The following is a 24,648-nucleotide window of genomic DNA, read 5'->3' as shown; positions in this document are numbered from 1 at the left end:
ACACTTGTTAGCAACCCAAAAGTCGTGGAGCAAGCCAAGCTTCTACTTGATCAATAGCAATTCGCTCTTGCGCCATAGTGTCACGATCGCGGATTGTTACAGCTTGATCATCAAGTGTCTCAAAGTCAATCGTGATGCAATATGGAGTACCGATTTCGTCTTGGCGACGGTAGCGACGACCGATTGCACCGGCATCATCGAAATCAATATTCCAGTTCTTACGCAACTGCGCCGCAAGATCGCGCGCCTTCGGCGAAAGATCAGCGTTACGTGAAAGCGGCAATACGGCAGCCTTAACCGGAGCTAAACGGTGATCGAGCTTAAGTACCGCGCGCTTTTCCATCTCGCCTTTGGCATTTGGCGCTTCATCTTCAGTGAAGGCATCCATAAGGAAGGTAAGTGCGCAACGGTCTACACCTGCTGCGGGTTCGATTACATAAGGTGTCCAGCGTTCGTTCTTCTCTTGATCGAAGTAAGAAAGATCCTTACCGGATGCAGCAGAGTGCGCCTTTAGATCGAAATCTGTGCGGTTAGCAATACCTTCGAGCTCGCCCCATTCGGTGCCTGCAAATTCAAACTTGTATTCAATATCTGCGGTGCGCTTTGAATAATGTGACAACTTCTCTTTTGGATGATCATAGATACGCAAGCGATCAGGATTGATTCCGAGATCTTTATACCAAGCAAGACGAGTATCGATCCAGTACTGGTGCCAATCTTCATCGGTTCCAGGTACTACGAAGAACTCCATCTCCATCTGCTCAAATTCGCGAGTACGGAAGATAAAGTTTCCAGGGGTAATTTCGTTACGGAATGATTTTCCAATCTGGCCAATACCAAATGGTGGCTTGCGACGTGATGTCGTCATTACCTGATCAAAGTTGATAAAGATTCCTTGCGCGGTTTCAGGGCGCAGATAAGCAAGTCCTGATTCATCTTCTACTGGTCCAAGGAAAGTTTTTAGCAGACCAGAGAATTGTTTTGGAGTTGTGAAATGGCCTTTATTTCCGCAAGCTGGGCAGTTCATATCGGCAAGTGATTCAAGCTTCTTCTTATGCTTTGCTTCATATGCTTCTTCAAGATGGTCTGCGCGGTAACGCTTATTACAAGCGGTACATTCGGTAAGCGGATCGCTAAATGTGGCAACGTGTCCAGATGCTTCCCAGACTTCGCGCGCCAAGATCACACATGAGTCGAGGCCGACAACATCTTCACGGCCCATCACCATGGATTTCCACCATTGGCGCTTTACATTGTTCTTAAGTTCAACTCCGAGCGGGCCGTAATCCCAAGAGGCGCGAAGTCCGCCGTAAATTTCTGATGAGGGATAAACAAATCCACGTCGCTTGGCGAGGGAAACAATATTTTCTAAACGATCTACGGCCATCTCAAAATCTCCATCCGGCTGGCTGTCGGCGAATCACAACGGGCGTTGCTATCGTGTGCTTAGTTTACTCGTAGGCTCCGGGTTCATCGATTGCGCGAGCCAGCACTGGAATCGCCTCTAACTTTGCACGAGTTGAACTCAGCGCCCTGCGATAAGAACCGACGTTCTCCCATTCAGTCGTTAAGACCCAAAGGGTTGGCTCATCTAAATTCTGACCGATCGTGGCTGAGATAAATCCAGCTGCCTCTGATAAAACCGCCTTCACCGACTCGAGTTCAGCACGAAAATCCACAGCTTGGCTCAACGCCTGCTCAAATCTTGCGATCGCGATCATGGCTTGAGCCTAGCGCCACGCCGTAGATGGCATACGGAAATGAAAACCATTTTCATTTGTGATACCTTCCAGCCATGAATATCGCAATCATCTTGGCAGCTTCGACTGCAATCGCAACAACCACCGGCGGTTACTTGGCCATTAAATCTAAGGATCGCCTCCATCTCATACTTGGGCTATCGGCAGGACTACTCCTTGGTCTAGTCGCCTTTGATCTTCTTCCAGAAATCTTCGAGTTAAATACCCAAGAGATTCTCCATGCACCTGCTGCTTCAATTGCGTTGATTGCAGGTTTCTTGCTTTTGCACTTCTACGAACAACTCTTCGGTTCACACGAACCCGCCGAATCTGATTACGGCCACGAACATGAACACTCATCTAACATCGCTGGCGCATTTGGTGCCCTTGCCATGGGTGGTCACGTATTTCTTGATGGCGTTGCACTAGGTGTGGCATTTTCAGTCAGCAATAACTTAGGCGTTGCAGTTTTTATCGCACTTCTTGTCCACGCATTTTCTGATGGCCTAAATACAGTTTCATTTTTAATTAAGAGCGGATCATGGAGCAAGAAGGGGCTCTGGCTCCTTGGCGTTGATGCAATTGCCCGTATCAGCGGTGCCGCGATTGGCTCTAGTTTTGCCGTCAACGATAACTTCGTTGGACTTTATCTGGCGCTCTTTGCCGGAATTGTTATATATCTCGCGACTTCACACATTTTGCCAGAGGCACATTCACGACATAAATCTCGATACACAATCATGGCAACTATCGTTGGTGTTCTTGTGATGTGGGCGCTGGTCGGTTCGCTCCACGGTATGGAATAAAAGTTGTCTAGATCCAACCCAAGGGTTCTGAGCACCCTTGAGCGCGCTGGTGGTTTTGCCAGCGCGCAGGAAATTTATCGCCTCATGCAACGTGAAGGCGAAAGCATCGGTTTAACCACCGTTTATCGCGCGCTGCAGAGTTTGGTTAACGACAAGATCGTTGATGTTCTGCGCCGCGATGACGGTGAAGCTATCTATCGCTTATGCGGAGAAGAGCACCACCATCACCTAGTCTGCAAAGGTTGCGGCGATACCGTTGAAATTGAAGGCGGCGCAATTGAAAAGTGGGCGAAGATGATGGCTGAAGAACATGGCTTTCGAGATGTTGGGCATACCGCAGAGATCTTTGGCCTCTGCGCTAAGTGCTAAGCCTTAAGCCTTCCCGCAATCCCCACGGTTGGGAAGGTCAAGCCTTCCCACATTTCAATCAATTCGGGAATCGCTACGCTTTTCCGAATCTTCTATCCCGCTCCGAATAAATCTCGATAGCTTTCCAAAGTTGTTTTGGCGTCATATCCGGCCATAACACATCCATAAAGACGAACTCGGCATAGACCGATTGCCACGGCAAGAAGTTGCTGGTGCGCTGCTCCCCTGATGAACGTAAGAACAAATCAACATCGCGCATCTTCGGTGAGTAAAGATATTTCTCAATCGTCTTTTCAGTAATCGCATCGGGCTTTAACTTGCCACGCTTTACATCGCGCGCCAGTGCAGTTGTGGCATCTACGAGTTCAGAACGTCCCCCGTAGTTAACGCACATATTTAAAGTTAAGGTCTTGTTCTTCCTTGTTAACTCTTGGGCTTCTTCGAGCTCTGAGATAACTGATTTCCATAAACGCTGTGGGCGGCCGATCCATTGAATCTTTACACCCATCTCATTTAAACGATCTCGTCGCTTGCGCAATACATCGCGGCTGTAACCCATCAAGAATTTAACTTCTTCGGGGGTGCGCTTCCAGTTTTCAGTTGAAAAAGCGTAAGCGCTTAGCTCTTTCACGCCAAAACCAATTGCTGCTTCGACCAAATCAAATAGAACTTTTTCGCCAGCTTCATGTCCTGCGGTGCGCGCGAGTCCGCGATCTTTTGCCCAACGGCCATTGCCATCCATCACAATCGCGATGTGTTCTGGGATCTCGATCTTTTTGCTCAACTCTTAAACTCTCTCCACGATCGGCAGGCTTCGTAGGCCACGTTCGAGATGCCATTGTAAGTAAGCAATGACTAAACCACTAGCCTCGCGGCGATGGCGCGGTTCACTTGCTTGCGCGATATCCCAATCACTACTCAAAAGCGCGCCAAGTAATTGCAGAGTCTCGGGGGAGGGAGTTGCCGATGCCGATGGACGACATTCCATACAGACCGATCCCCCGCCAACGAGTGAGAAGTAGCGATGTGGTCCGGGTTTTTCACAGCGTGAACAATTGGTAGTTGATGGCGCATAGCCACCGATAGCAAGTGAGCGCAGTAAGAATGCATCCAAGATAAGCGATGCGTCATAACGATTTTCGGCTAGCGCCTTCATGCCGCCAACAACCAATTGAAACTCTTGCAGCGCTGGTTCGTATTCCTGCGAAGTAAAACGTTCCGCCGTTTCCAGAATCGCTGATGCGATTGTCCAGCGCTGGTAATCATCAGTTAGCGCTTCACCGTAATTATTGATCGCTTCAACTTGGGTGATCGTGTCGAAGGTGCGCCCTTTATGAAGTTGGATATCTACATGGCTACCGGGTTCAAGGCGCGCTCCGAATTTAGACATGGTGCGGCGAACGCCTTTGGCAACGCCACGAACGCGACCATGTTCGCGAGTTAAGAGCGTGATGATGCGATCTGCTTCACCCAACTTCTGGGTGCGCAAAATAATTGCTTCGTCACGATAAAGGCTCACGAAGGTAAAGGTAGTCAGCGAATAGCGCGATTTATTGCAGACACGACCGCTTTAAGTGAAGCAGTTGTGGTGTTTGGGTCGATTCCGACGCCCCAGAAAACTTCGCTACCGATTGAGCACTCCAGGTAGGCAGCAGCTGATGCATCGCCACCGGCAGAAAGTGCATGCTCGTAGTAATCAAGGACTCGAACATCTACGCCGTAGTTCTGCAAGATATTGCAGAAGGCAGCGATTGGACCGTTGCCTTGGCCAGAAAGTTCTTTAACTTCACCGCGATCAAGAATTGTCACAGTTAGGTGAACATCTTCATTTAATACTGAAGTCTGCGAAAGTCCTTTAAGTCTGAAACGTCCCCAAGGCGCAGATTCAGTTGGCAGATACTCATCTTCGAAGATATGCCACAGCGCATCTGAAGTAATCTCGCCACCTTCAGTATCTGTCTTAGCCTGCACAACGCGACTAAATTCAATTTGATGGCGACGTGGCAGATCAAGATGATGCTCGTGCTTCATCAGATAAGAAACTCCACCCTTGCCAGATTGCGAGTTAACGCGGATAACTGCTTCGTATGAACGACCAATATCTTTTGGATCAATTGGCAGATACGGAATCGCCCAAGTGAACTTATCTTTATCAACGCCCGCCGCCTGCGCATCTCTTTCAAGGTGCTCAAAGCCTTTCTTAATCGCATCTTGATGCGAACCAGAGAAGGCGGTGAAGACTAGATCTCCACCATATGGATGGCGTTCTGGAACGCGAAGTTGGTTGGCATATTCCACGGTGCGGCGGATCTCATCGATATCTGAGAAATCGATCATCGGATCGATGCCATGTGAAACCAAGTTCATACCAAGAGTTACCAGACAAACATTTCCGGTGCGCTCTCCATTTCCAAAGAGCGTTCCTTCAATGCGATCTGCTCCTGCTAAATAACCAAGTTCTGCTGCTGCAACACCGGTGCCACGATCGTTATGTGGGTGAAGTGAAACAATTACGCTCTCACGATTTACCAGGTTACGACACATCCACTCGATCGAATCGGCGTAAACATTTGGCGTTGCCATCTCAACTGTTGCTGGCAAGTTCATGATCGTCTTCCACTGCGGAGTTGGCTTCCAGATCGCATTTACCGCGTTGCAAACTTCAACTGCGAATTCAAGTTCGGTGCCGGTATATGACTCAGGTGAATATTCAAAGGAAACCTTGGTGCCAGGCACAGTTGAAACCAGATCAAGACAGAGTTGCGCACCATCAGTTGCGATCTTCTTTATGCCTTCTTTATCTAGGCCAAAGACCACGCGACGTTGCAGAGTAGATGTTGAGTTATAAAGGTGGACGATCGCTTGCTTAGAGCCTTTGATCGCTTCATAGGTACGGCGGATTAACGGTTCGCGGGCTTGAGTAAGAACCTGGATGACAACATCATCGGGGATCATATCTTCGTCAATGATTTTACGAACGAAATCAAAATCAGTTTGTGATGCAGATGGGAAACCAACTTCGATCTCTTTGTAGCCCATCTTTACCAAAAGCTTAAACATCGCCAATTTACGTGGTGTATCCATGGGATCGATCAACGCTTGATTGCCATCGCGAAGATCAACCGAACACCACTGCGGCGCCTTGGTCATCTGCTTAGTTGGCCAGGTGCGATCTTTGAGATCTACTGGAATAAATGATGAATAACGATGCACGGGCATCGCGGAAGGTTTTTGATCAGGGAAATTCTTATCTTGAGACATTTCTTAACTCCTAATTTTTTGGGTTTTGTCGGGTTTTACCGGTGCGACAAACCCCGCGGCGAGGGGACCGGTTACTTGGCCCCGCCACGGCAGCGAAGGAGGAGGCTGCGAAGTGTCATGTATAAATAGTAACGCGATTAGTCAGATACGGGCAAGCCAGGCTTAAAAGACGTGAACCTGCTCCATAACTTCCATAATTTTTACAGTTTCAGCAAGGCTAAGAATTGGACTTTCAGTTAGCCCTTTAGCGATGCACTCTTCAACGTGAATTGCTTGATATTGCATTCCGCGTCCCGCAATTTTCTCTTCATAAGTGCGCACTAGCTGATGCTTATTATCGAAGATGCTAAATGTGGTCTGTTCGAAGAACCAACCATCAATTTCAATGCGACCTTTATCGCCGTGAATTGCCGCGGTGAGTGTGCCTGCCATTGTCATGCAAGAGTTAATCAGCGCCAGGCTGCCGTTGTTGTATTGCAATACAGCAGCCGTTGCAGAGTCAACCCCGGTGTCAGTCATGATCGATTTTCCGCTAACTGAATCTGGGAAACCTAAGGTGCGAATTGCCATATGCATTGGATAAATTCCGAGATCGTAATGCGCACCGCCACCTTGTTCGCGATTCCAAAGACGCGGTGCTCTTTCGATTGGCAGATACTGGCTGTGATCGGCATAGACAAAGTGTGGTGTGCCAATTTCTCCTGCGTTAATCGCGGCAAATACTGCAGTCATAGTTGGCAAGAAACGAGTCCACATCGCCTCCATGACAAAGACATTTTTGCGCTTAGCTGCTGCGTAGATTTCATGAGCATCTGCAGCGTTCATGGTGAAAGGTTTTTCTAGCAAGACATGCTTGCCGGCTTCGATTGCTAAGAGCGCATGATCGCGGTGCAAGGTCTGAACGGTAGAAATATAAATAACATCGACTTCAGGATCTGCAACCAGAGATGCGTAATCTGGATGGCGGTTTGGGATATTGAACTTATCGGCGAAGGCGTTGGTGCGCGCCATATCGCGCGTTGCAACTGCTTGGATCTTTAAACCAGCATGGCCAAAATCTGTCGCGATGATGTCAGCAATTCCACCTGCTCCTAGATAACCCCAACGTAGTGACACGTATCCTCCAATAAAATTTTAATTAAATCTCTATACGGGGATAAGTGTATTGGCGAAGATCTGCCACGCAAGGAGTGATTTAGCAACTAGTGAAAGCGTGATGTAGGTGCGCTCTCCGCGAAGATAATCCGACCATTTGCCGATCTTCTTATATTGAACAAATTGAACAAGTGCGAAGGAGTTGAATAGAACGAAGATGGTGAAGACGATGAAGTAGACGAAGGTTGGCGCCTTATTCTCGCCAGCCCCACCGATAGCAAAGACATAGAAGACGAGTGCTAGCCAAGGAACGATGCCGGTGATGCAACCGAAGATAAATGGAACCCATCCACCGCTGCCAGGCTCTTCATATTTCTCTTGCAACCAACCAAAGAGAATCATCGAAGCGTTAACACCGAAGATAGAGATAAGCGCTGTTACCTCTGAAATTCCAGTTACTTGTGCGATCAGAACGATCATTACTGAAGAGCTAATTGAATATTCAACCCAACGGAAGAAGTTTCGGTGCGCTGCAAGTCCTGCTATATACCGCGGAAAGAACTTCGGGCTAATGACAATAAAGTGGGCGAGAGCAGACAATCCCAAGAACACTGCAACACCAATTGCAAGTGGTGCATCCCATAAGACGATTAGGTCTCCGTAGGTGCTTCCAGGTGGACCAGACATGTATCGCGCAGTGATTGGAAGCGTGAAATCTGATGCGAGAGCAAGTACTGCCACCATCTGCGCGAGGTGAAGAACGCCAGCAAATAAATTGATGCGACGTAAACCGTTATCTGTTATCTCTTTAGCCATGCCAATAAAGTAACAGCCCTTAGGGCTAATTAGGCGTTAAAGGACAGGTAAATAACGGTCTAACTCGTAAGCGCTGACCTGGCGGCGATAGTCCTGCCATTCGGCGCGCTTATTGCGCAGTACATATTCAAAGACATGCTCGCCCAAAGTCTCACGAACCAGTGCGCTCTTCTCCATAACCCCAATTGCTTCATTTAAGTTAGCCGGCAGTGATTCGGGGTTGGCGTTATCGACCAGCTCGTACTTCTCTTCTATTCCCTTTAAGCCAGCAGCCAACATCACCGCGTATGCCAGATATGGATTGCATGCAGAATCAGGAGAACGAAATTCGATACGAGTTGAATTCTCTTTATTTGGTTTATACATCGGGATACGCACTAGCGAGCTGCGATCGTTATGTCCCCAAGAAATCAGTGAAGGCGCTTCTCCCCCACCTTGCAGGCGCTTATATGAGTTCACCCATTGATTTGTTACTGCAGTGATTTCAGATGAATGCTTCAAGATGCCGGCGATAAATGAGCGGGCAACTTTAGATAAATTAAATTCGGCTGATGCATCGTAGAAAGCATTCTTCTCGCCTTCAAAGAGCGAGACGTGGGTGTGCATTCCGCTGCCTGGATGCTCGGTAAATGGCTTAGGCATAAAAGATGCGTAGAAACCTTGTTCAAGTGCAACTTCTTTAATCACGTGGCGGAAAGTCATGATGTTATCCGCGGTGCTTAAAGCATCGGCATAACGTAGATCGATCTCCTGTTGGCCTGGCGCGCCTTCATGGTGGCTAAATTCGACAGAGATTCCCATCGCCTCCAACATAGTGATCGCTTGGCGACGGAAGTCATGTCCCACAACAGCTGGTGTGTGATCGAAATATCCACCTTGATCAACCGGTACTGGTTGTTCGCCTTTTACTGGTGAATTTTTAAACAGGAAGAATTCAATTTCGGGATGTGTGTAACAGGTGTAACCCATTTGGGCTGCCTTGTTTAAAGTGCGACGAAGTACGTTGCGTGGATCAGCATGTGAAGGTGAACCATCGGGCATGGTGATATCACAGAACATACGTGCTGCACCTGGGGCTTCAGTGCGCCATGGCAAGATCGAAAATGTTGCAGGATCAGGTTTTGCCAACATATCTGATTCGGTAACACGGGCAAAGCCTTCAATCGCTGAACCATCGAAACCGATTCCTTCTTCGAAGGCGTTAACTAACTCAGCAGGTGCAATTGCAACAGACTTTAAATATCCCAAGACATCGGTAAACCACAAACGGATAAAACGAATATTGCGTTCTTCGATAGTGCGAAGCACGAACTCTTGTTGCTTGCTCATCTGTGAATCAGGATGTGAATCGTGGGAAGTCATACCCCAGATCTTGCCAAGTCAAAGTTACGGCTGTGTTACGTGGCCCTTATTCAGCCCAGCGCGAAGTCATTGGAAGTCTGCGATCCTTTCCAAACGCTCGCTTAGAAACCTTTGGCCCAGGTGGATATTGGCGGCGCTTGTATTCGGCCTTATCGACCATCGCAATTACGCGACGAACCAAAGCCTCATCAAAGCCTGCCGCAATCAACGCCGCTGAGCCTTGATCATCATCTACGTATGCCGTTAAGACGCGATCTAGCAATAAGTAATCAGGAAGTGAGTCAGTATCTTTTTGGCCAGGGCGAAGCTCTGCACTTGGCTCTTTTTCAATTGAGTTAACCGGAATTGGCTCGGCCTCACCGCGGGCGCGCGCGATTTCATTGCGCCAACGAGATAACGCCCAGACATCGGTCTTGTAAATATCTTTAATTGGGGCAAAGCCGCCCACGGCATCACCATAAAGCGTTGAGTAACCAACGGCGAGCTCTGATTTATTGCCGGTTGCTAAAACTAAATGACCTTCTTGATTTGAGATCCCCATCAGCGTTGTTCCGCGAACACGGGCCTGCAGATTTTCTTCAGCAACGCCCTTTAAAACCAGGTTATTCATATAGGCATCAACCATCGGCGCAATTGGCACGGTGCGGAAGTGAATACCGGTGGCATCGGCGAAAGCTTGGGCATCAGAGATTGAATGTTCGGATGAGTATTTACTTGGCATCGCAACGCCATTTACTCGCTTGGCACCAAGTGCATCGACAGCCAAGGCTGCAACTAGCGCCGAATCAATACCGCCCGATAAACCAACGACAACGCTACGGAAACCGTTCTTTTCTACATAGTCACGCAAGCCAACAACAATCGCGTTCCAAATTTCTTCGCGATCATCAAGGCGAACAGCCACACCAGGAATCAGGGCGCGATCAACGCTGACTTCATCTTCAGAAATAATCACATCTGGCGAACTAGTTTTGGTTGCAACATCTATATCAACTACCGCGATGCCATCTTCAAATTGTGGTGCTCGGGCAATGACCGCACCATCTGCGCCAACCACAATGCTGTCGCCATCAAAGACCAGATCATCTTGGCCACCGGTCATATTTACATAGACCAATGGAGCCTTGGCTTGGCGAGCGCGCTTGGTTACCAGAGCTAAGCGCGTGTCATCTTTTGCGCGTTCATATGGAGAACCATTTGGAACAATAACTAACCCTGGTTTGCGATCAGCAAGTTGTGCGGTAATTCCGCCATCGATCCATAGGTCTTCACAGATTGCAATTCCGATATCTGCGCCATGGATGCGCAAGACCAAAGTTTGATCGCCCGGAACAAAGTTGCGGAATTCATCGAATACGCCGTAGTTAGGTAGGTGGCACTTGGCATAACGCGCTGCGACCTTGCCATCGCTGATGACGGCAACCATATTTTGTGGGGCGCCATTTACTTGATCTAAATACCCGACTATTGCCACACATCCACCGGTTAATTGACCGGCTAATTCAGTTAAGGCGCTTTGGCTGGCTAGTTGAAAAGAAGGACGTAAGGCGAGATCTTCAACTGGGTATCCCGTCAAAACCATCTCAGGAAATACGACGATATGCGCGCCGGCATCTTGGGCGGTCTTGAAGTTGGTGCGCACCAAGGCAGCGTTGGCAACCAGATCACCAACTGTTGGGTTGACCTGGGCGAGGGCTACTCGCAACTTCATTCTTCAAGAGTAATGGAATACCCTTAGTCCCAGAACCCTCAATAGTTAAGACCCGGAGACTTCTCGCGAAGCTTCGAGGCTGGAGGAACAGATGAGTACAACGACCCTTTATGGTGGCGCGGCACATCGTCGCGTCACGATTCTCGATTTAAAGAAGGCCAAGACCGATGGCGAAAAGTGGGCGATGCTCACTTCTTACGAGCAGATGACGGCAGAGATCTTCGATAGCGCAGGCATTCCTGTTCTGCTGGTTGGCGATAGCGCTGGCAATAATTTTCTGGGCGAAGAGAACACCATCCCAGTCACCGTCGATGAAATGATTCCGCTAACCCGCGCCGTGGTGCGCGGATCAAAGCGCGCACTTGTCGTCGCGGACCTTCCCTTCGGTTCTTACGAGTCATCTCCTGAACAAGCACTTGCTACTTCGATCCGCTTCTTTAAAGAGGCCGGTGCGATGGCGGTAAAACTAGAAGGTGCGCATTTAGCAACTGTTGAAAAGTTAACCGCTGCCGGCATTCCGGTTATGGGCCACCTGGGCCTTACCCCGCAATCACTTCATCAACTTGGGGGCTATCGCGTTCAGGGTCGTGAAGATGGCGAAGTGATTTTGCAGGCTGCGCTCGCTCTGGAAAAGGCAGGCGCCTTCGCAATTGTCTTGGAACTAGTGCCGGCAGAACTCGCCGCAAAGATAACTGCGGCCCTTGCGATTCCAACTATCGGAATCGGCGCCGGCGTTAATTGCGATGCCCAAGTTTTGGTCTGGACAGATTTAGTTGGGCTAACTGCCAATCCACCAAAGTTGGCTAAGGCATATCGAAACTTGCGTTCTGAAATTTCGGCTGCGGCGCAAGAATTTGCGGCGGATGTGCGTGGGGGAACTTTCCCTTGCGCCGAAAATACCTTTAACTAGCCCACGTGGAAGAAGATAAGCGTTCAAAATTTGCGATTGATCTAACTCCGCTCAAAAAATACCCAGATTTTCGAAATTTGTGGGCCTCTGGCCTGATTACCTACCTCGGGTCGATGATTACTTACGTCGCCGTCCCGTTTCAGATCAAAGAGATGACCAACTCTTACATCGCAGTTGGTATCTCAGGGGTGGTCGAGATCGTGCCGCTGATTCTCTTTGGGCTCTATGGCGGGGTCTTAGCCGATTACGTCGATCGCAAGAAGATGATCTGGGCGACCGAGTTTGCATCCTTGGTACTGGTCGCAATCTTGTTGGTCAACGCCATCTCTCCCAACCCCAATCTAATTTTGATCTATGTCGTCATCGGTTTATTTGCCGCCGTCAATGGTCTGCAACGACCTAGCGCCGATGCCATCTTGCCGCGGCTAGTTGGCCATGCCGATCTTCCGGCGGCAAGTGCGTTGATGTCACTGCGATGGCAGCTCGGTGTGATCATCGGTCCAACAATTGGTGGAGTTTTAATTGCAACCTTCTCCGTTTCAGTTGGTTACATCGCAGATGTCGCAACCTTCTTTATCTCACTCGCATTCTTGGCCCGCGTTAAAAACGTACCCGCTAATCCAGAGGCCCAAAAACCATCTCTGGCAGGCTTAATCGAGGGTGTGCGATATGCATTTAGCCGCCAAGATTTAATGGGAACTTACCTAGTTGATTTAGCTGCGATGTTCTTTGCGATGCCAATTGCGCTCTTTCCATTTTGGGCAGACCAACTTGGCGCACCTTGGGCGCTCGGTCTGCTCTATGCCGCCGGAACTGTTGGCTCGGTTGCAGTAACTCTGACAAGTGGTTGGACGCGCACCTATCGTTTTCATGGACGGGCGGTTATTTGGGCGGCTATCGGTTGGGGCGCAGCGATTGCATTTGCCGGGTTATCCAATTCCTTGATTCTGGTTCTGCTATTTCTTGCCATGGCCGGGGCCGCCGATATGGTCAGTGCGCTTTTCCGTGGAGTAATTTGGAACCAAACAATTCCAGATGGATACCGCGGACGCCTTGCAGGGATCGAACTACTTTCATATTCAATTGGCCCACTAGCCGGCCAGATGCGTGCGGCATCGATGGCGGCGGTTACCACATTGAACTTCTCAGTAACTTTTGGAGGGGTTCTCTGCATAGTTTCGGTCGCAATTTTGGCCCTTTGCCTGCCGAAATTGCGAAAATATGACTCTGAAACGAACGAATATGCCGTTGAAATGCGCAGAATTCGCGCGGAAGACGAAAAAACGGAGTAATTTTTCCCAATTTTCGCAAAAGTGCGGAGAAAATCGCAAAAATCGGTGGCGATTTAGGTAAATCATTTGGCGATTTTTTTCTTAAATGCACAAAAAAATAAAAAAATAAATTGCGACACGCACTCCGTTTTTTCGCGCTATGTACTAGCAATATTTTTACATTTCCGTCACACTTATCCACGAACAGGTTTGGGTGACGGATCCGAACCATTCCGATAGGAGAAGTACGTGGCCGCAGCTAAGAAAGCAGCACCAAAGAAGCGTCGCAAGAAGGCAGCAGCTCCAGCAGCAGCTCCAAAGAAGCGCCGCAAGAAGGCAGCAGTAGCAAAGAAGGCAGCTCCAAAGCGTCGCAAGAAGGCAGCAGCTAAGAAGGCAGCTCCAAAGCGTCGCAAGAAGGCAGCAGCTAAGAAGGCAGCTCCAAAGCGTCGCAAGAAGGCAGCAGCTAAGAAGGCAGCTCCAAAGCGTCGCAAGAAGGCAGCAGCTAAGAAGGCAGCTCCAAAGCGTCGCAAGAAGGCAGCAGCTAAGAAGGCAGCTCCAAAGCGTCGCAAGAAGGCAGCAGCTAAGAAGGCAGCTCCAAAGCGTCGCAAGAAGGCAGCAGCTAAGAAGGCAGCTCCAAAGCGTCGCAAGAAGGCAGCAGCTAAGAAGGCAGCTCCAAAGCGTCGCAAGAAGAAGGCAGCAGCTCCAGCAGCTGCTCCAAAGAAGCGCCGCCGCAAGAAGGCAGCAGCTAAGTAATTCATTACTTAATAAAAAACCCGCCACTTTATGTGGCGGGTTTTTTATTTATCTTTCAATTCTTTTCTTAACGATTCTGAAACTCGCTCAAAAATTTCTGCAAGCGCTGCTTGATCGCCCTTCGATAGATGATCAACAAAACGTGAGCGCACACTATCTACATGGTCCGGGGCGGCAGCAACGATCGCCTTCCAACCCTTAGCGGTCATCACCGCAAAATATCCGCGCTTATCTATAGGGCAAGCCTCACGCTTTACCCAGCCGGCCTTCTCCATTACCTTCATGCGATGCGAAAGGCGCGAGCGCGACAACATCGCCACATCGGCTAGCTCTGACATACGCATCCGGCGTTCTGGGGCATCACTTAATTGAGCCAAAATCTCGTAATCGGCCATAGAAAGTTCATGGTGGGCTAGGTCTAAATCCAGGGCTTCGAGCAATCGCCGGCTAGCCACGATATAGCGGCGCCAAGCCTTCATTTCAGCAGCATTGAGCCAGCGAGGTGAGGTAGCGTTTTGCCGTGCCATTGGGCAATCATACGTTAATTTCCGCAAAGTTGAACTTTCAACTACTTATTTGACGGTTACGAGAACAAAGGAAGTCATGACTAAGCAGCAACGCAGTGGGATCGATCCTTCACATATCGATAAAACTTTTCGCCCCCAAGATGATCTCTACCGCTACTTCAATGGCCGCTGGCTCAAGGACCACGAGATCCCACAAGATCGCTCCTCCGATGGCATTACCTACCAACTTTATTTAGAGGCTGAAGCCCAGGTCCGCGAAATCATCGAGACCGCCAAAGGCGAAGGCGATGCCCAGAAGATTCGCGATTTATATGACTGCTTCCTCGACACTGATGCGATCACCAAAGCCGGCATTACTCCCCTGCTTGAAGATCTCACCGCAATCGATCGCATCGAAACTCGTGATCAATTTATTAAGACGATGGCCGATCTAGAAATGCGCGGGCTAGGTGGCGCATTCGGTCTTGGAATTTACGGCGATGCCATGAACTCCGAAATGAACATTATCTATTTGGGGCAAGGCGGATTGTCTTTGCCGGATGAGGCTTACTACCGCGAGGAACAATATGAAGAAATTCGTAAAGCCTTTAAAGTCCATGTTGCCAAGATGTTCGCACTTGCCAAGATTGATAACGGCGCGGATTTAGCAGAAAAGATCTACGCCCTAGAAGCCCAAATTGCATCACACCATTTTGATCAGGTTAAAGATCGCGATGTCGAACTGACATATAACAAGATGACCTTTAAAGAGCTCTGCGCCCTTGCCCCACACTTTGATTGGGCGACCTGGCTTGAGTACAGCCAGATTCCAAAGGCGGCCTTCGACGAGCTAGTTGTGCAACAGCCACCATTCTTTGCCGGCTTATCTGGCATCCTAGAAAATTTCGATCCCTCCCCATGGAAGGCGTGGATGAAGTGGCAGTTGATTTCAGGTGCTGCGGCTTACCTGCCTGATGAATTTGTAAATCAGAACTTTGATTTCTATGCCAAGACTTTATCTGGCACCCCCGAAATCCGGGTTCGCTGGAAGCGCGCTATCTCCTTTGTAGAAGGCGCACTTGGCGAGGCCATCGGCCGCATCTATGTACAGCGCCATTTCCCAGAGGCAGCTAAAACCGCAATGCTCGAACTAGTTGATAACTTGATCGAGGCCTACCGAATCAGCATTAACGAACTTTCTTGGATGAGCCCAGAAACCAAAGCCAAGGCTTTAGATAAGTTAGGAAAGTTCACGCCAAAGATCGGCTTTCCCGACAAGTGGCGCGATTATTCAGCGCTAACCATTACCCGAGACGGCCTCTTCGTAAACATTGGCCGCATCACCAAGTTCTCACGCGATATCGAATTAGCCAAGATCGGTAAGCCAGTTGATAAGACCGAATGGCTGATGACCCCGCAGACCGTTAACGCTTATTACCACCCGATCCAGAACGAGATCGTCTTTCCGGCGGCAATCTTGCAGCCACCGTTCTTTGATCTAGAGGCAGATATCGCAGCCAATTACGGCGGAATCGGTGCGGTTATCGGCCATGAAATCGGCCACGGCTTTGATGACCAAGGTTCTAAATTCGATGGCGATGGCAACATGATCGATTGGTGGACCCAATCCGATCGCACCGAATTTGAAAAGCGCGCAAATATGTTGATCAAACAATTTGATGCCCTTTATCCAGAAGAGACCCCAGATATCCATGTAAATGGCGCTCTAACGGTCGGAGAAAACATTGGAGACCTTGGCGGCCTTGCAATCGGCTTTAAGGCTTATAAATTGGCTCTAAAGGGCGCTCCAGCGCCTGTAATCGATGGTTTAACGGGTGAACAACGTTTCTTCTTATCGTGGGCGCAAGCATGGCGCGGCAAGGTTCGTGCCGAAGAACTTCGCCGGCGCATCGCAACTGATCCGCATTCTCCATATGAGTTCCGTTGCAACGCGATCGTTGCCAATCTCAGTGATTTCTATGAGGCCTTTGAAGTAACCGAAGGCGACAAGTTATGGCTGGCTGAAAGCGAGAGAGTCGAGATCTGGTAGCTAGATTTAAGAACTAGTTAAGAACTAGTTTTCAGGGAAGTGGCAGGCCACTTGTGAAGCCCCGAGCTGTACCAACTGTGGCACTTCGGTGCGGCACTTATCTTGCGCCTTCCAGCAACGGGTATTAAAGACGCAACCTGATGGTGGATTAATTGGGCTAGGTAGATCTCCGGTCAAGATAATACGTTCGCGAGTGCGTTCAGATCGTGGATCTGGCAGCGGCACCGCAGATAAGAGCGCTGTTGTGTAAGGATGGCGCGGCTTGGCATATAGATCAGCAGTTGCTGCGATCTCCATCATCTTGCCAAGGTACATAACTGCTACGCGGTCTGAAATATGTTGCACCACAGATAAATCGTGGGCGATAAAGACCATGCTGATCTTCTCTTCTTCTTGCAGATCTTCCAGCAAGTTAATTACTTGTGCCTGAATCGAAACATCGAGGGCTGAAACTGGTTCGTCGGCAACGATAAAACGTGGCTTTAACGCGATTGCGCGTGCAATACCAATGCGCTGGCGCTGTCCGCCTGAGAACTCGTGTGGGTAGCGGTTGTAGTGCTCTGGGTTTAGACCAACGCGCGCCATTAGGTTTTGCACGGCAGTCTTAACGCCTTCTGGTGGAGTGATTCCTTGGATTTCAAATGGTGCAGAAATAATCTTGCCGATTGTCTGACGTGGATTTAGCGCAGAGTATGGATCTTGAAAGATGATCTGCATCTGGGCGCGGATTGCGCGCATCTTAGTTGCGCTGTAATCGGTGATGTCTTGATCTTCGAAGATCAACTTGCCCGAGGTTGGCTCATTTAGCTTCAAGATTGTGCGACCGGCAGTTGTTTTACCGCAACCGGATTCGCCTACTAGGCCAAGAGTCTCGCCAGCTTTTAGCTCGAAGGAGATTCCATCGACAGCCTTTACAACTTCCTTTTCACCGCGCTTGCCTTTGCCGGTTGGGAAGTGCTTAACAAGATTATCTACCTTAAGAATTACATCGCTCATGACTGTAACTCCTTTAACTCTTTAGCAAATAAATCATTACGCAGAGATTCAGGGATATGGCAGCGAGAGCGATGGGTTGCTGAGGTGCCGATTAGATCTGGCTTTGTTGTGTTGCAACCAGATTCTGATGAATGTTGCTTGTACTCACAACGTGGTGCAAATGGGCAACCAACCGGCAAGTTAATTAGTGAAGGAGGCTGTCCTGGAATCGCCTTGAGGCGTTCGTTCTTTGATGAAACACGTGGCACTGATTTAAGAAGTCCGAGTGTGTAAGGAGCAAGAGGTGAGTAGAAGAGGTCATCAACTGGCCCTTCTTCAACGATGCGCCCGGCATACATAACATTTACGCGATCGGCCACTTGTGCAACTACGCCAAGATCGTGGGTAATCAACAAGATACCCATATTAAATTCTTTCTTAAGCTTTGAAAGTAGCGCCAAGATCTGGGCTTGCACAGTTACATCTAGCGCAGTTGTTGGTTCATCTGCGATCAAGATTTGTGGTGAGTTCATCAAAGCCATGGCGATCATTACGCGCTGGCGCATACCGCCCGAAAATTGATGCGGAAACTCCACGGCGCGCTTTGCTGGCTCTGGAATGCCAACTAGATCAAGCATCTCGATTGCGCGGGCCATCGCCTCTTTCTTCTTACCTGGATTGTGAACCAAGTAAGCCTCAGCAAGCTGGCTACCGATTTTGTAAAAAGGATGCAGTGAGGACATGGGATCCTGGAAGATCATCGCAACTGCGCGCCCACGGATATCGCGGATCGCATCATCGTTTAGCGAGACAACATCTTTGAAGGTGCCGGCATCGTTGAGAGAAATTGATCCCGAGATCTGAGCCGATCCCTTTTTGTGAAGGCCCATTACAGAAAGGCTGGTAACGGTTTTACCGGAACCTGACTCGCCCACGATGGCAACGGTTTCACCGGCGTTAAGAGTTAGCGATACGCCATCTACGGCGCGGACCATGCCGTCATCGGTTTTAAAGGAGACGTGTAAGTCTTGAATTCGAAGTAGTTCGGTCATGTAATTCGCACCCGTGGGTCAAGTACCGCATAGAACATATCTACGATTAAGTTCATCACGATTACGACAGTTGCCGCCAAGATGGTCGTTGCAAGAACTACAGATAGATCGAATTCGTAAACCGAGCGCAGGGTTAGGCGGCCAAGTCCTGGCAGGTTAAAGATCGTTTCGGTAATGATTGCTCCGCCTATAAGTCCAGCAAAGTCCAGTCCAGCTAAAGTAATTAACGGAGCAAGCACGGCACGTAATGTGTGTTTGAAGAAAACGACACGTTCGGCAACTCCTTTTGCGCGCGCGGTGCGGATGTAATCCTCGCCGAGGGTTTCAAGAAGTGCGGCACGAGTAAAACGGGTGTAGATCGCCGCATAAGCAATCGCCAAGGTGATCCAAGGCAAGATGAAATATTCGACAAATTTAAATGGGTTATCAAATAGTGAGGTGTAGCCCTGTAGTGATAGCGGCACTAACTTCCATTTAATGGTTACCCAGATAAGCAGTGCTAGGCCAGTAACAAATGTTGGAAGCGAAGTTGCCAGTAGCACGAAGACTGAAGAACCGGTATCTGGCCAGCGGTTTTTAAATTTAGCGGCGACAATACCTAAGCCAATTCCCACAGTAAGCCAGAGTAAAAGCGCTCCGATAGCAAGGCTGATAGTGATAGGAAGGGCGTCAACCAATAAATTTGTAACACAAGCATTTTCATTAAATGAGTATCCAAAAGACGGTGCAGGACAAGTGAAGGCTGCGCTGCCGGCGCCGTAGGTACGGCCAGCAAAAATTCCAGAGAGGAAGAGCCAGTACTGCTCATAAATTGGTTTATCAAAACCTAGGCGAATTCGATTTGCTTCAACAATCTGATCTGTACAGCGCTGACCACAAGTAAGGGCGGCTGGATCAAATGGGAGCAGAGAGAAGATTCCAAAGACAACTGCAGAGACGATCAGGATTGTGAAGGCTGCAAATATTGCGCGGCGCCCGATGAATTTCAGCATCTATTCAATCCTCTCTTACGTTTTTTACTATTTATATTCTTAGTTGGTCTTCAAAGAAAGTTGAACCTACCAGTAAGAAGGTACTTCCGACGCCAATTGCTTAGCGCCGGAAGTACCTGTCTCTACTGCTATTTGCGCTACTTAAAGCGCTTGCAGGTAAAGATTTGGATTAGTTGTTAATCCAGATCTTTCCGTATGCAGGGTTACCCTGAGGTACCCAGAAGAAGACGTTTGCAAGCTGTGAGCCCCAAATTTCTTGAGCCTTACCAAATGTTGTTGGCAATACCCACATCTGCTTCATTGCATATGCATCTAGTTCTTTCCACATCGCTGCTTGCTTCTTGCGATCAGTTGTCTTCATCGCAATGTTGACCTTATCTTCAAAGGCCTTGTAAGCAGGATCTGCACTGTTCTGTGAAAGGTTAAATCCACCGAATGATGCAAATAGTTCTGGAATAACTGTTGAAGCATTTGCCCAGTCAGCACCCCAACCAGAAGCAGACATATCTTTCTGCTTGTCAGGGTTCATAACTGTTGAGTAGTAACCAGAGCTGATGATGTTCCACTTAACCTTGATTCCAGCGCGACCGTAAGCAGCCTCGTTGATTGGAATAGTGTCGTTAAGAGTTACAGATTGACGAACGTCCAATGTGATTCCATCTTCAGTTGCCTTCTTGTAATCAGCAGGACACTTGGTCTTTGCGATTTCCATCAATTCCTTCGCCTTAGCAACGTTTCCTTCAGGCTTGAAATCAGGGCTTCCTGGACCAACGACCTTGGTAGGTGCGTAGTCAGCTGCTACGAGTGGGCTGATTACACCGGTTGCGTATGAACCTGCGTAAGTTGGGCCGCCTGCGTAGTCAAGAAGCGCCTTTGCATCACGTGAGTAATACATTGCCTGGCGGATTTCCAAGCAAGGCATTGCCTTCACGTTAAATGCGATGTAGATGGCGTATGGATCTGAGTTGTTCATACGACGGTTCTTGAACTTCGCGTCGGTGAAGAACTTGTCCTTGTTTGTTGGAAGTGGTCCACCAAAGTTCATAGCTGAAGGAATTGTGTCCTCCAACATGATCTGGTCGATTACTTCTTCATCAAGACCGAACTGGATGATTACTTCATCTGGGTATGGAGTACGCACTGGGTCAGATGCTTTTGACCAGTTTGAGTTACGGACCATACGAAGCTGGTTAGCACTGTTTTCTACGATCTTGTATGGACCTGTTGCCTGTGGGTTTAGGTCGTACTTATCGCCTGTGTCCTTCTTCTTTTGGATAGGTGAGATAACACCATATGTAGCCAAGTAGTTGAAGTCAGCAATTGACTTGTTCAGTTGGAAAGTAATTGTGCGGTTGTCCTTAGAGCAAGAGACTGCCTTATTAAATGCAGCTTGTGCTGCCTTGGTGCTCTTGTATGGGCCAACGTAGATTGAATTTCCATCTTTATCTTTTGGAATATCAAGCCATGAAAGCAAGTAAGTAGGTCCGTTGTTGATTACATCTTGTGCGAATACACGAGATGTACCGTATTGGACGTGCTCACAAGTAATTGGAACTCCATCTTCGAACTTTGTGCCTGGACGAAGTGTGAACTTCCATGTCTTAGCAGCGTTGCTTGGAACACCAGTGTTAGTTGCTAGATCTGGAACAAGGTTTGCTCCTGCAGCACCTGGGACTGGGTTGTATGCAACCAAAGTACGAGTGTGGAATGAATTCATAAACGCGAGGTCGCGTCCGGTGTAGATACGGCTTGGATCCATGTGATCAAGACGTGGTTCGTGCTCAAGAAAAGTGAGAATTCCACCTGTCTTTGGTGTTGTTGCAGCAGATGCAGCGTTTGTTCCAGCAACCACAACGGTTCCGAGAAGCAAAGCGCTTGCAGATGCAACAACTACGGCACGACGAAGAGCATAACGAGGGCTCATTCCGTAATCCTTTCGATTGGGATGTAGTGGCGGGCAAACCCGCACTACGAGTGGGTTGAGTTAAGCAGAAAATGTCCGAAAAGTGAATACTCGGCGGTAGGAGCAGGGGTGATTTAAGCCCCGCAGATGAATCGTTATCGAGGCGTTACTTGTCGGCTCTTGGGTCAAGCGCATCGCGCAGCGCATCGCCGACCAAGTTAAAGGCCAGAACCACGATGACTAGGGAGGCTGCGGTAATTAGGAAGAAGCTCGGCATAACGGTTACGAAGCGAGTGGCATTGGAAAGAAGGATGCCCCAAGTAGATGCCGGTGGTTGAACGCCAAGGCCTAAGAATGAGAAGACTGCCTCAGATGCCAAATAACCAGGAAGCGATAGTGAGACAACCACGATTACTGGCGCCCAAAGGTTTGGAACGAGTTCTTTCAAAATAATGCGACGACGAGTTGCACCCATCGCTTGTGCGGCAGTCACGAATTCGCGTTCGCGAAGTGAAAGTACTTGCGAACGGATTAGTCGAGAAAATCCTGGCCATCCAAAGAACGATAGGAAAATAATTAAGAAGAGAACGCGAGCGCCATTTCCTTCAACGATTCCAGTTTTTTCAATGCGATCAACCATCGGTTCGCTAAGTGCAACGATCATAAAGAAGGCTGGGAATGCGAGAAGAAAATCGGTGAAGCGACCAAGGTATCCATCAACGCGGCCGCGGAAATAACCACCAACGATTCCCACAAAGAAACCGATAGTTAGCGCTGTTGTGGTTGTGAGGATTGCGATCATGAACGAAATTCGTGATCCGTATAAAAGTTGTGCCAGCAAGTCGCGGCCGGTGCCTGGAATCACTCCGAGCGGATGTTCTCTACTGAAGCCAGCAAGATCACCCCTGGGAACCCCACTGCTATCTAAACCATCGAGATTCAGGTCGTTTGGATTAATTCCCAAAATGCGGCAAACAATCGGAGCAAAGAGCGACATACTCAATAGCAAGATACTGATTCCAGCTGCTGCCATGCCTACTTTATTTCGCTTAAAGCGGCTCCAGGCAATTTGGCGTGGGCTACGGCCGGCAATTACAGGGCTAGCACTAACTGGTGCGTCAACTTCTGAGTTTGCGGCTGAGTTGAGAGACATGCGGGCTACTCTATACTTATGGCTAGTAAATAGTCACCTGCATACTGAAATTTCTCTTGGAGGCCTCAATGTTTACCGTTAAATCTTCCCGCGCTGGATCTAAATTTGTACCAGCCGGAATCGCCTTTGCCCTCGCATTAACGCTCACTGCATGTGGCGGCGATGAGGTTGCTCAAGTTGATGACCAATCACTCGTAACCGAAGTTGAGGAAGCGCCACAGGCATCTGGTGGTTTTGATGCGCCAGTTGTGACGCCAGATAAGGTCAGTTACACACTTTCCTCACCTGCTAGCTTCACACCAGGAAAATTTGCATCAGGAATGCTCCCAGGTCAGATCAATGAACGCTTCAATGTAACCGTTGAAAATGGCTCTGCTGCAGATTTAGATTTAGCAACGCTAATCGTTAAGGGTTCAACAACCACTGGCGAATGCGTCGATATCTTTGATGGCGATAACCAGATGGAGGGCGCACCAATTACTCCGCTTGCTCCAGGTGCATCTGCCAAGTTCTCTTGGGGACTTTCTTGCCCAGGTAAGGGTGGAGAAGAAATCTCAGTAACTCTTTCAAATGGAGTAACTACTTTGATAGAAGTGGCTGGAAAACTCGCTTAAATAATTAAATAAGTAGCCCGTTCACGCAATCTGCGTGGGCGGGCTATTTCTTTGCCTTATTTGTGGTGCGCTTTAAGTAAGTAAATAAAGGTATTGGCGCTAGAACGCCTATAGCCATTGTTAAGACCCAGAGCTGTTCTAGATTTGCACCGATCATTAACCCGGCAACGGCGGGACCTGCAATTCCAGAAATTCCCCACTGCAAACTAGTTAGCGCACTTGCGCGACCGCGGATATGTTCGGGAGCAAGTTCTTGCGTCAACGCCGGGCTAGTTGGTGCATGGACCATCTCACCAAAGGCGAAGATTAATTGGCTAACACAAAGTGCGATACCGGCCATAAACATTGAAAGGTATGGCGAGATACCAACGGCCAGCCAAGAAAGCGCCCAAATAATTGCCACCGCAATCAGCGCGCTGTACTTAGAATAATTCGCGATTAGCTTTAAAACTAACGGTTGGAAAGCCACGATGGCAAAGGTATTTACCCCAAAGATAATCCCCAGCCAGTTAGGTGCTAAATCAAGATATTGCGTGGCATAAATTGGAAGCCCTGATTGCAGCGGTCCATATCCAAAAGTTAAGAGAATAATTCCTGCGATAGTCAGGATCGACAACTCTTTAATCGCAAATAGCTCTCGATAGCTCCCCTTCTCGGGCTCATGCTCTTTCGCAACATACTTGCCTGCATGAGGGGTGTTAAGTCCCCAAATAAAGAAGATAAAGACAAAGTAAGTTAGTGAATCAATAAAGTACATAATTTGATAAGAAAGAATTGAATCTTCACGAATAATCAGAGCCGATATAAATCCACCGACACCGAGACCAAGGTTCATCAACATAAAGTTAAAGCCGAAGATCTTGGTGCGATCTTTTATCGGTGTAACCCGCGTCAAAATCACCATCTGCGAAGGCCAAACACATTGACCACCAAATGCGAAGAGAGTTATTGCAATTAACGCATGTGCTTGAGTTGTAACAAATGCGAAGGCAAGGGCTGAAAGACCAGATATAACAAGGCCGGCAAGCATCACGATCTTTGGTCCGATGCGATCCACCAGCGATCCAAGTGGTGGGGTGCAGATAATCCCAAAGAGCGCGCCCCATGCCATTACGACTCCACCAAATGCGATAGAAAATCCGCGGATATCGTGGAGATAGACCATTAACAACGAGAGCGTCATTCCGCGACCAATGGCGCTGAGAGCGATTCCCGCAACAATGCGTCGCGAATGCGGATTTAAAAGAGAAGTGAACTCTTGAAAGGGCGCTTTTCCTGCGAACATCAGGGCAGTCTATATCTGAGACAAT

23 protein-coding genes are annotated in these 24,648 nt (G+C 48.7%); 7 read left to right on the top strand and 16 right to left on the bottom strand.

Going from position 1 to position 24,648, the window contains the following annotated elements:
- Positions 1-7: 7 nt before the first annotated feature.
- Both A1sIIB106_RS01745 and A1sIIB106_RS01740 read right to left on the bottom strand, forming a co-directional pair.
- Positions 8-1,387 carry a glycine--tRNA ligase gene (locus A1sIIB106_RS01745; protein WP_095677158.1) on the bottom strand — a complete coding sequence of 460 codons (1,380 nt, stop codon included), beginning with the start codon at positions 1,385-1,387 and terminating at the stop codon, positions 8-10.
- 64 nt (positions 1,388-1,451) lie between these two features.
- Positions 1,452-1,721 (bottom strand): antibiotic biosynthesis monooxygenase, encoded by a 270-nt coding sequence (locus A1sIIB106_RS01740; protein WP_095677157.1) that lies wholly within the window; start codon positions 1,719-1,721, stop codon positions 1,452-1,454.
- 74 nt (positions 1,722-1,795) lie between these two features.
- Here A1sIIB106_RS01740 and A1sIIB106_RS01735 point away from each other — a divergent pair, with 74 nt between their 5' ends.
- Both A1sIIB106_RS01735 and A1sIIB106_RS01730 read left to right on the top strand, forming a co-directional pair.
- Positions 1,796-2,545: a ZIP family metal transporter gene (locus tag A1sIIB106_RS01735; RefSeq protein ID WP_095677156.1), complete on the top strand. Its 750-nt coding sequence runs from the start codon at positions 1,796-1,798 to the stop codon at positions 2,543-2,545.
- Positions 2,546-2,548: 3 nt separating this feature from the next.
- Positions 2,549-2,914: a Fur family transcriptional regulator gene (locus A1sIIB106_RS01730; RefSeq protein ID WP_095677155.1), complete on the top strand. Its 366-nt coding sequence runs from the start codon at positions 2,549-2,551 to the stop codon at positions 2,912-2,914.
- Positions 2,915-2,987: 73 nt separating this feature from the next.
- Here A1sIIB106_RS01730 and A1sIIB106_RS01725 read toward each other — a convergent pair whose 3' ends face one another.
- The 7 genes from A1sIIB106_RS01725 to A1sIIB106_RS01695 form a co-directional block, all read right to left on the bottom strand.
- Positions 2,988-3,698 (bottom strand): isoprenyl transferase, encoded by a 711-nt coding sequence (locus A1sIIB106_RS01725; protein ID WP_095677154.1) that lies wholly within the window; start codon positions 3,696-3,698, stop codon positions 2,988-2,990.
- A gap of 3 nt (positions 3,699-3,701) precedes the next feature.
- Positions 3,702-4,433: a DNA repair protein RecO gene (gene recO / locus A1sIIB106_RS01720; protein WP_095677153.1), complete on the bottom strand. Its 732-nt coding sequence runs from the start codon at positions 4,431-4,433 to the stop codon at positions 3,702-3,704.
- 14 nt (positions 4,434-4,447) lie between these two features.
- Positions 4,448-6,175 (bottom strand): 2-isopropylmalate synthase, encoded by a 1,728-nt coding sequence (gene leuA / locus A1sIIB106_RS01715; protein WP_095670796.1) that lies wholly within the window; start codon positions 6,173-6,175, stop codon positions 4,448-4,450.
- Positions 6,176-6,337: 162 nt separating this feature from the next.
- Positions 6,338-7,291 (bottom strand): Gfo/Idh/MocA family protein, encoded by a 954-nt coding sequence (locus A1sIIB106_RS01710; RefSeq protein ID WP_190276907.1) that lies wholly within the window; start codon positions 7,289-7,291, stop codon positions 6,338-6,340.
- Positions 7,292-7,321: 30 nt separating this feature from the next.
- Entirely contained in the window at positions 7,322-8,086 is a 765-nt protein-coding gene (gene heR / locus A1sIIB106_RS01705; protein WP_095670794.1) for a heliorhodopsin HeR, read from the bottom strand.
- Positions 8,087-8,122: 36 nt separating this feature from the next.
- Positions 8,123-9,415 carry a glutamine synthetase family protein gene (locus A1sIIB106_RS01700; protein WP_095671794.1) on the bottom strand — a complete coding sequence of 431 codons (1,293 nt, stop codon included), beginning with the start codon at positions 9,413-9,415 and terminating at the stop codon, positions 8,123-8,125.
- Between the two features lie 79 nt (positions 9,416-9,494).
- The gene (locus A1sIIB106_RS01695; protein ID WP_095677152.1) at positions 9,495-11,159 is read right to left on the bottom strand and encodes an NAD+ synthase; all 1,665 of its coding nucleotides are present in this window, start codon (positions 11,157-11,159) and stop codon (positions 9,495-9,497) included.
- Positions 11,160-11,250: 91 nt separating this feature from the next.
- On the opposite strand from A1sIIB106_RS01695, the gene panB reads away from it, so the two are divergent.
- The 3 genes from panB (at position 11,251) to A1sIIB106_RS01680 (ending at position 14,093) form a co-directional block, all read left to right on the top strand.
- On the top strand, positions 11,251-12,069 hold the full coding sequence (panB, locus tag A1sIIB106_RS01690) for a 3-methyl-2-oxobutanoate hydroxymethyltransferase (protein ID WP_095677151.1): 819 nt from the start codon (positions 11,251-11,253) through the stop codon (positions 12,067-12,069).
- A gap of 5 nt (positions 12,070-12,074) precedes the next feature.
- A complete protein-coding gene (locus tag A1sIIB106_RS01685; RefSeq protein ID WP_095677150.1) occupies positions 12,075-13,361 on the top strand; it encodes an MFS transporter in 1,287 nt (428 codons plus the stop codon).
- A gap of 228 nt (positions 13,362-13,589) precedes the next feature.
- Positions 13,590-14,093: a hypothetical protein gene (locus tag A1sIIB106_RS01680; RefSeq protein WP_095677149.1), complete on the top strand. Its 504-nt coding sequence runs from the start codon at positions 13,590-13,592 to the stop codon at positions 14,091-14,093.
- Positions 14,094-14,137: 44 nt separating this feature from the next.
- On the opposite strand, the gene A1sIIB106_RS01675 is transcribed toward A1sIIB106_RS01680, so the two are convergent.
- Entirely contained in the window at positions 14,138-14,620 is a 483-nt protein-coding gene (locus A1sIIB106_RS01675; RefSeq protein ID WP_095677148.1) for a MarR family winged helix-turn-helix transcriptional regulator, read from the bottom strand.
- A gap of 76 nt (positions 14,621-14,696) precedes the next feature.
- On the opposite strand from A1sIIB106_RS01675, the gene A1sIIB106_RS01670 reads away from it, so the two are divergent.
- A complete protein-coding gene (locus tag A1sIIB106_RS01670) occupies positions 14,697-16,649 on the top strand; it encodes a M13 family metallopeptidase (RefSeq protein ID WP_095677147.1) in 1,953 nt (650 codons plus the stop codon).
- Between the two features lie 24 nt (positions 16,650-16,673).
- On the opposite strand, the gene A1sIIB106_RS01665 is transcribed toward A1sIIB106_RS01670, so the two are convergent.
- The 5 genes from A1sIIB106_RS01665 to A1sIIB106_RS01645 form a co-directional block, all read right to left on the bottom strand.
- Positions 16,674-17,645, bottom strand: a complete 972-nt coding sequence (locus A1sIIB106_RS01665) for an ABC transporter ATP-binding protein (protein ID WP_095677146.1) — start codon at positions 17,643-17,645, stop codon at positions 16,674-16,676.
- Positions 17,642-18,676, bottom strand: coding sequence for an ABC transporter ATP-binding protein (locus A1sIIB106_RS01660; protein ID WP_095677145.1), 1,035 nt, complete (start codon positions 18,674-18,676; stop codon positions 17,642-17,644). The genes A1sIIB106_RS01665 and A1sIIB106_RS01660 overlap by 4 nt, the downstream gene beginning before the upstream one ends.
- Positions 18,673-19,668 carry an ABC transporter permease gene (locus A1sIIB106_RS01655; RefSeq protein ID WP_095677144.1) on the bottom strand — a complete coding sequence of 332 codons (996 nt, stop codon included), beginning with the start codon at positions 19,666-19,668 and terminating at the stop codon, positions 18,673-18,675. The genes A1sIIB106_RS01660 and A1sIIB106_RS01655 overlap by 4 nt, the downstream gene beginning before the upstream one ends.
- 169 nt (positions 19,669-19,837) lie before the next feature.
- Complete coding sequence (locus tag A1sIIB106_RS01650; protein WP_095677143.1) at positions 19,838-21,592, bottom strand: ABC transporter substrate-binding protein; 1,755 nt, start codon at positions 21,590-21,592, stop codon at positions 19,838-19,840.
- Between the two features lie 145 nt (positions 21,593-21,737).
- The gene (locus tag A1sIIB106_RS01645; protein WP_095677142.1) at positions 21,738-22,724 is read right to left on the bottom strand and encodes an ABC transporter permease; all 987 of its coding nucleotides are present in this window, start codon (positions 22,722-22,724) and stop codon (positions 21,738-21,740) included.
- Between the two features lie 68 nt (positions 22,725-22,792).
- Between A1sIIB106_RS01645 and A1sIIB106_RS01640 the strand changes: the two genes are divergently transcribed.
- Positions 22,793-23,338, top strand: a complete 546-nt coding sequence (locus A1sIIB106_RS01640; protein ID WP_095677141.1) for a hypothetical protein — start codon at positions 22,793-22,795, stop codon at positions 23,336-23,338.
- 43 nt (positions 23,339-23,381) lie between these two features.
- Here the strand turns inward: A1sIIB106_RS01640 and A1sIIB106_RS01635 are convergent, their stop codons facing one another.
- The gene (locus A1sIIB106_RS01635; protein WP_095677140.1) at positions 23,382-24,623 is read right to left on the bottom strand and encodes an MFS transporter; all 1,242 of its coding nucleotides are present in this window, start codon (positions 24,621-24,623) and stop codon (positions 23,382-23,384) included.
- Positions 24,624-24,648 lie beyond the last annotated feature (25 nt).

The organism is Candidatus Planktophila lacus, assembly GCF_002288325.1.
Classification (GTDB): Bacteria; Actinomycetota; Actinomycetes; order Nanopelagicales; family Nanopelagicaceae; genus Planktophila; species Planktophila lacus.
Note: the sequence above shows the minus strand (reverse complement) of the source record. Positions and strands in the feature narration are given on the sequence as shown.

Coding starts and splice junctions, on each gene's coding strand:
- A1sIIB106_RS01745 (WP_095677158.1), bottom strand. CDS start 1,387: ATGGCCGTAGATCGTTTAGAAAATATTGTTTCCCTCGCCAAGCGACGT.
- A1sIIB106_RS01740 (WP_095677157.1), bottom strand. CDS start 1,721: ATGATCGCGATCGCAAGATTTGAGCAGGCGTTGAGCCAAGCTGTGGAT.
- A1sIIB106_RS01735 (WP_095677156.1), top strand. CDS start 1,796: ATGAATATCGCAATCATCTTGGCAGCTTCGACTGCAATCGCAACAACC.
- leuA (WP_095670796.1), bottom strand. CDS start 6,175: ATGTCTCAAGATAAGAATTTCCCTGATCAAAAACCTTCCGCGATGCCC.
- heR (WP_095670794.1), bottom strand. CDS start 8,086: ATGGCTAAAGAGATAACAGATAACGGTTTACGTCGCATCAATTTATTT.
- A1sIIB106_RS01700 (WP_095671794.1), bottom strand. CDS start 9,415: ATGAGCAAGCAACAAGAGTTCGTGCTTCGCACTATCGAAGAACGCAAT.
- A1sIIB106_RS01695 (WP_095677152.1), bottom strand. CDS start 11,159: ATGAAGTTGCGAGTAGCCCTCGCCCAGGTCAACCCAACAGTTGGTGAT.
- panB (WP_095677151.1), top strand. CDS start 11,251: ATGAGTACAACGACCCTTTATGGTGGCGCGGCACATCGTCGCGTCACG.
- A1sIIB106_RS01675 (WP_095677148.1), bottom strand. CDS start 14,620: ATGGCACGGCAAAACGCTACCTCACCTCGCTGGCTCAATGCTGCTGAA.
- A1sIIB106_RS01670 (WP_095677147.1), top strand. CDS start 14,697: ATGACTAAGCAGCAACGCAGTGGGATCGATCCTTCACATATCGATAAA.
- A1sIIB106_RS01665 (WP_095677146.1), bottom strand. CDS start 17,645: ATGAGCGATGTAATTCTTAAGGTAGATAATCTTGTTAAGCACTTCCCA.
- A1sIIB106_RS01660 (WP_095677145.1), bottom strand. CDS start 18,676: ATGACCGAACTACTTCGAATTCAAGACTTACACGTCTCCTTTAAAACC.
- A1sIIB106_RS01655 (WP_095677144.1), bottom strand. CDS start 19,668: ATGCTGAAATTCATCGGGCGCCGCGCAATATTTGCAGCCTTCACAATC.
- A1sIIB106_RS01650 (WP_095677143.1), bottom strand. CDS start 21,592: ATGAGCCCTCGTTATGCTCTTCGTCGTGCCGTAGTTGTTGCATCTGCA.
- A1sIIB106_RS01645 (WP_095677142.1), bottom strand. CDS start 22,724: ATGTCTCTCAACTCAGCCGCAAACTCAGAAGTTGACGCACCAGTTAGT.
- A1sIIB106_RS01640 (WP_095677141.1), top strand. CDS start 22,793: ATGTTTACCGTTAAATCTTCCCGCGCTGGATCTAAATTTGTACCAGCC.
- A1sIIB106_RS01635 (WP_095677140.1), bottom strand. CDS start 24,623: ATGTTCGCAGGAAAAGCGCCCTTTCAAGAGTTCACTTCTCTTTTAAAT.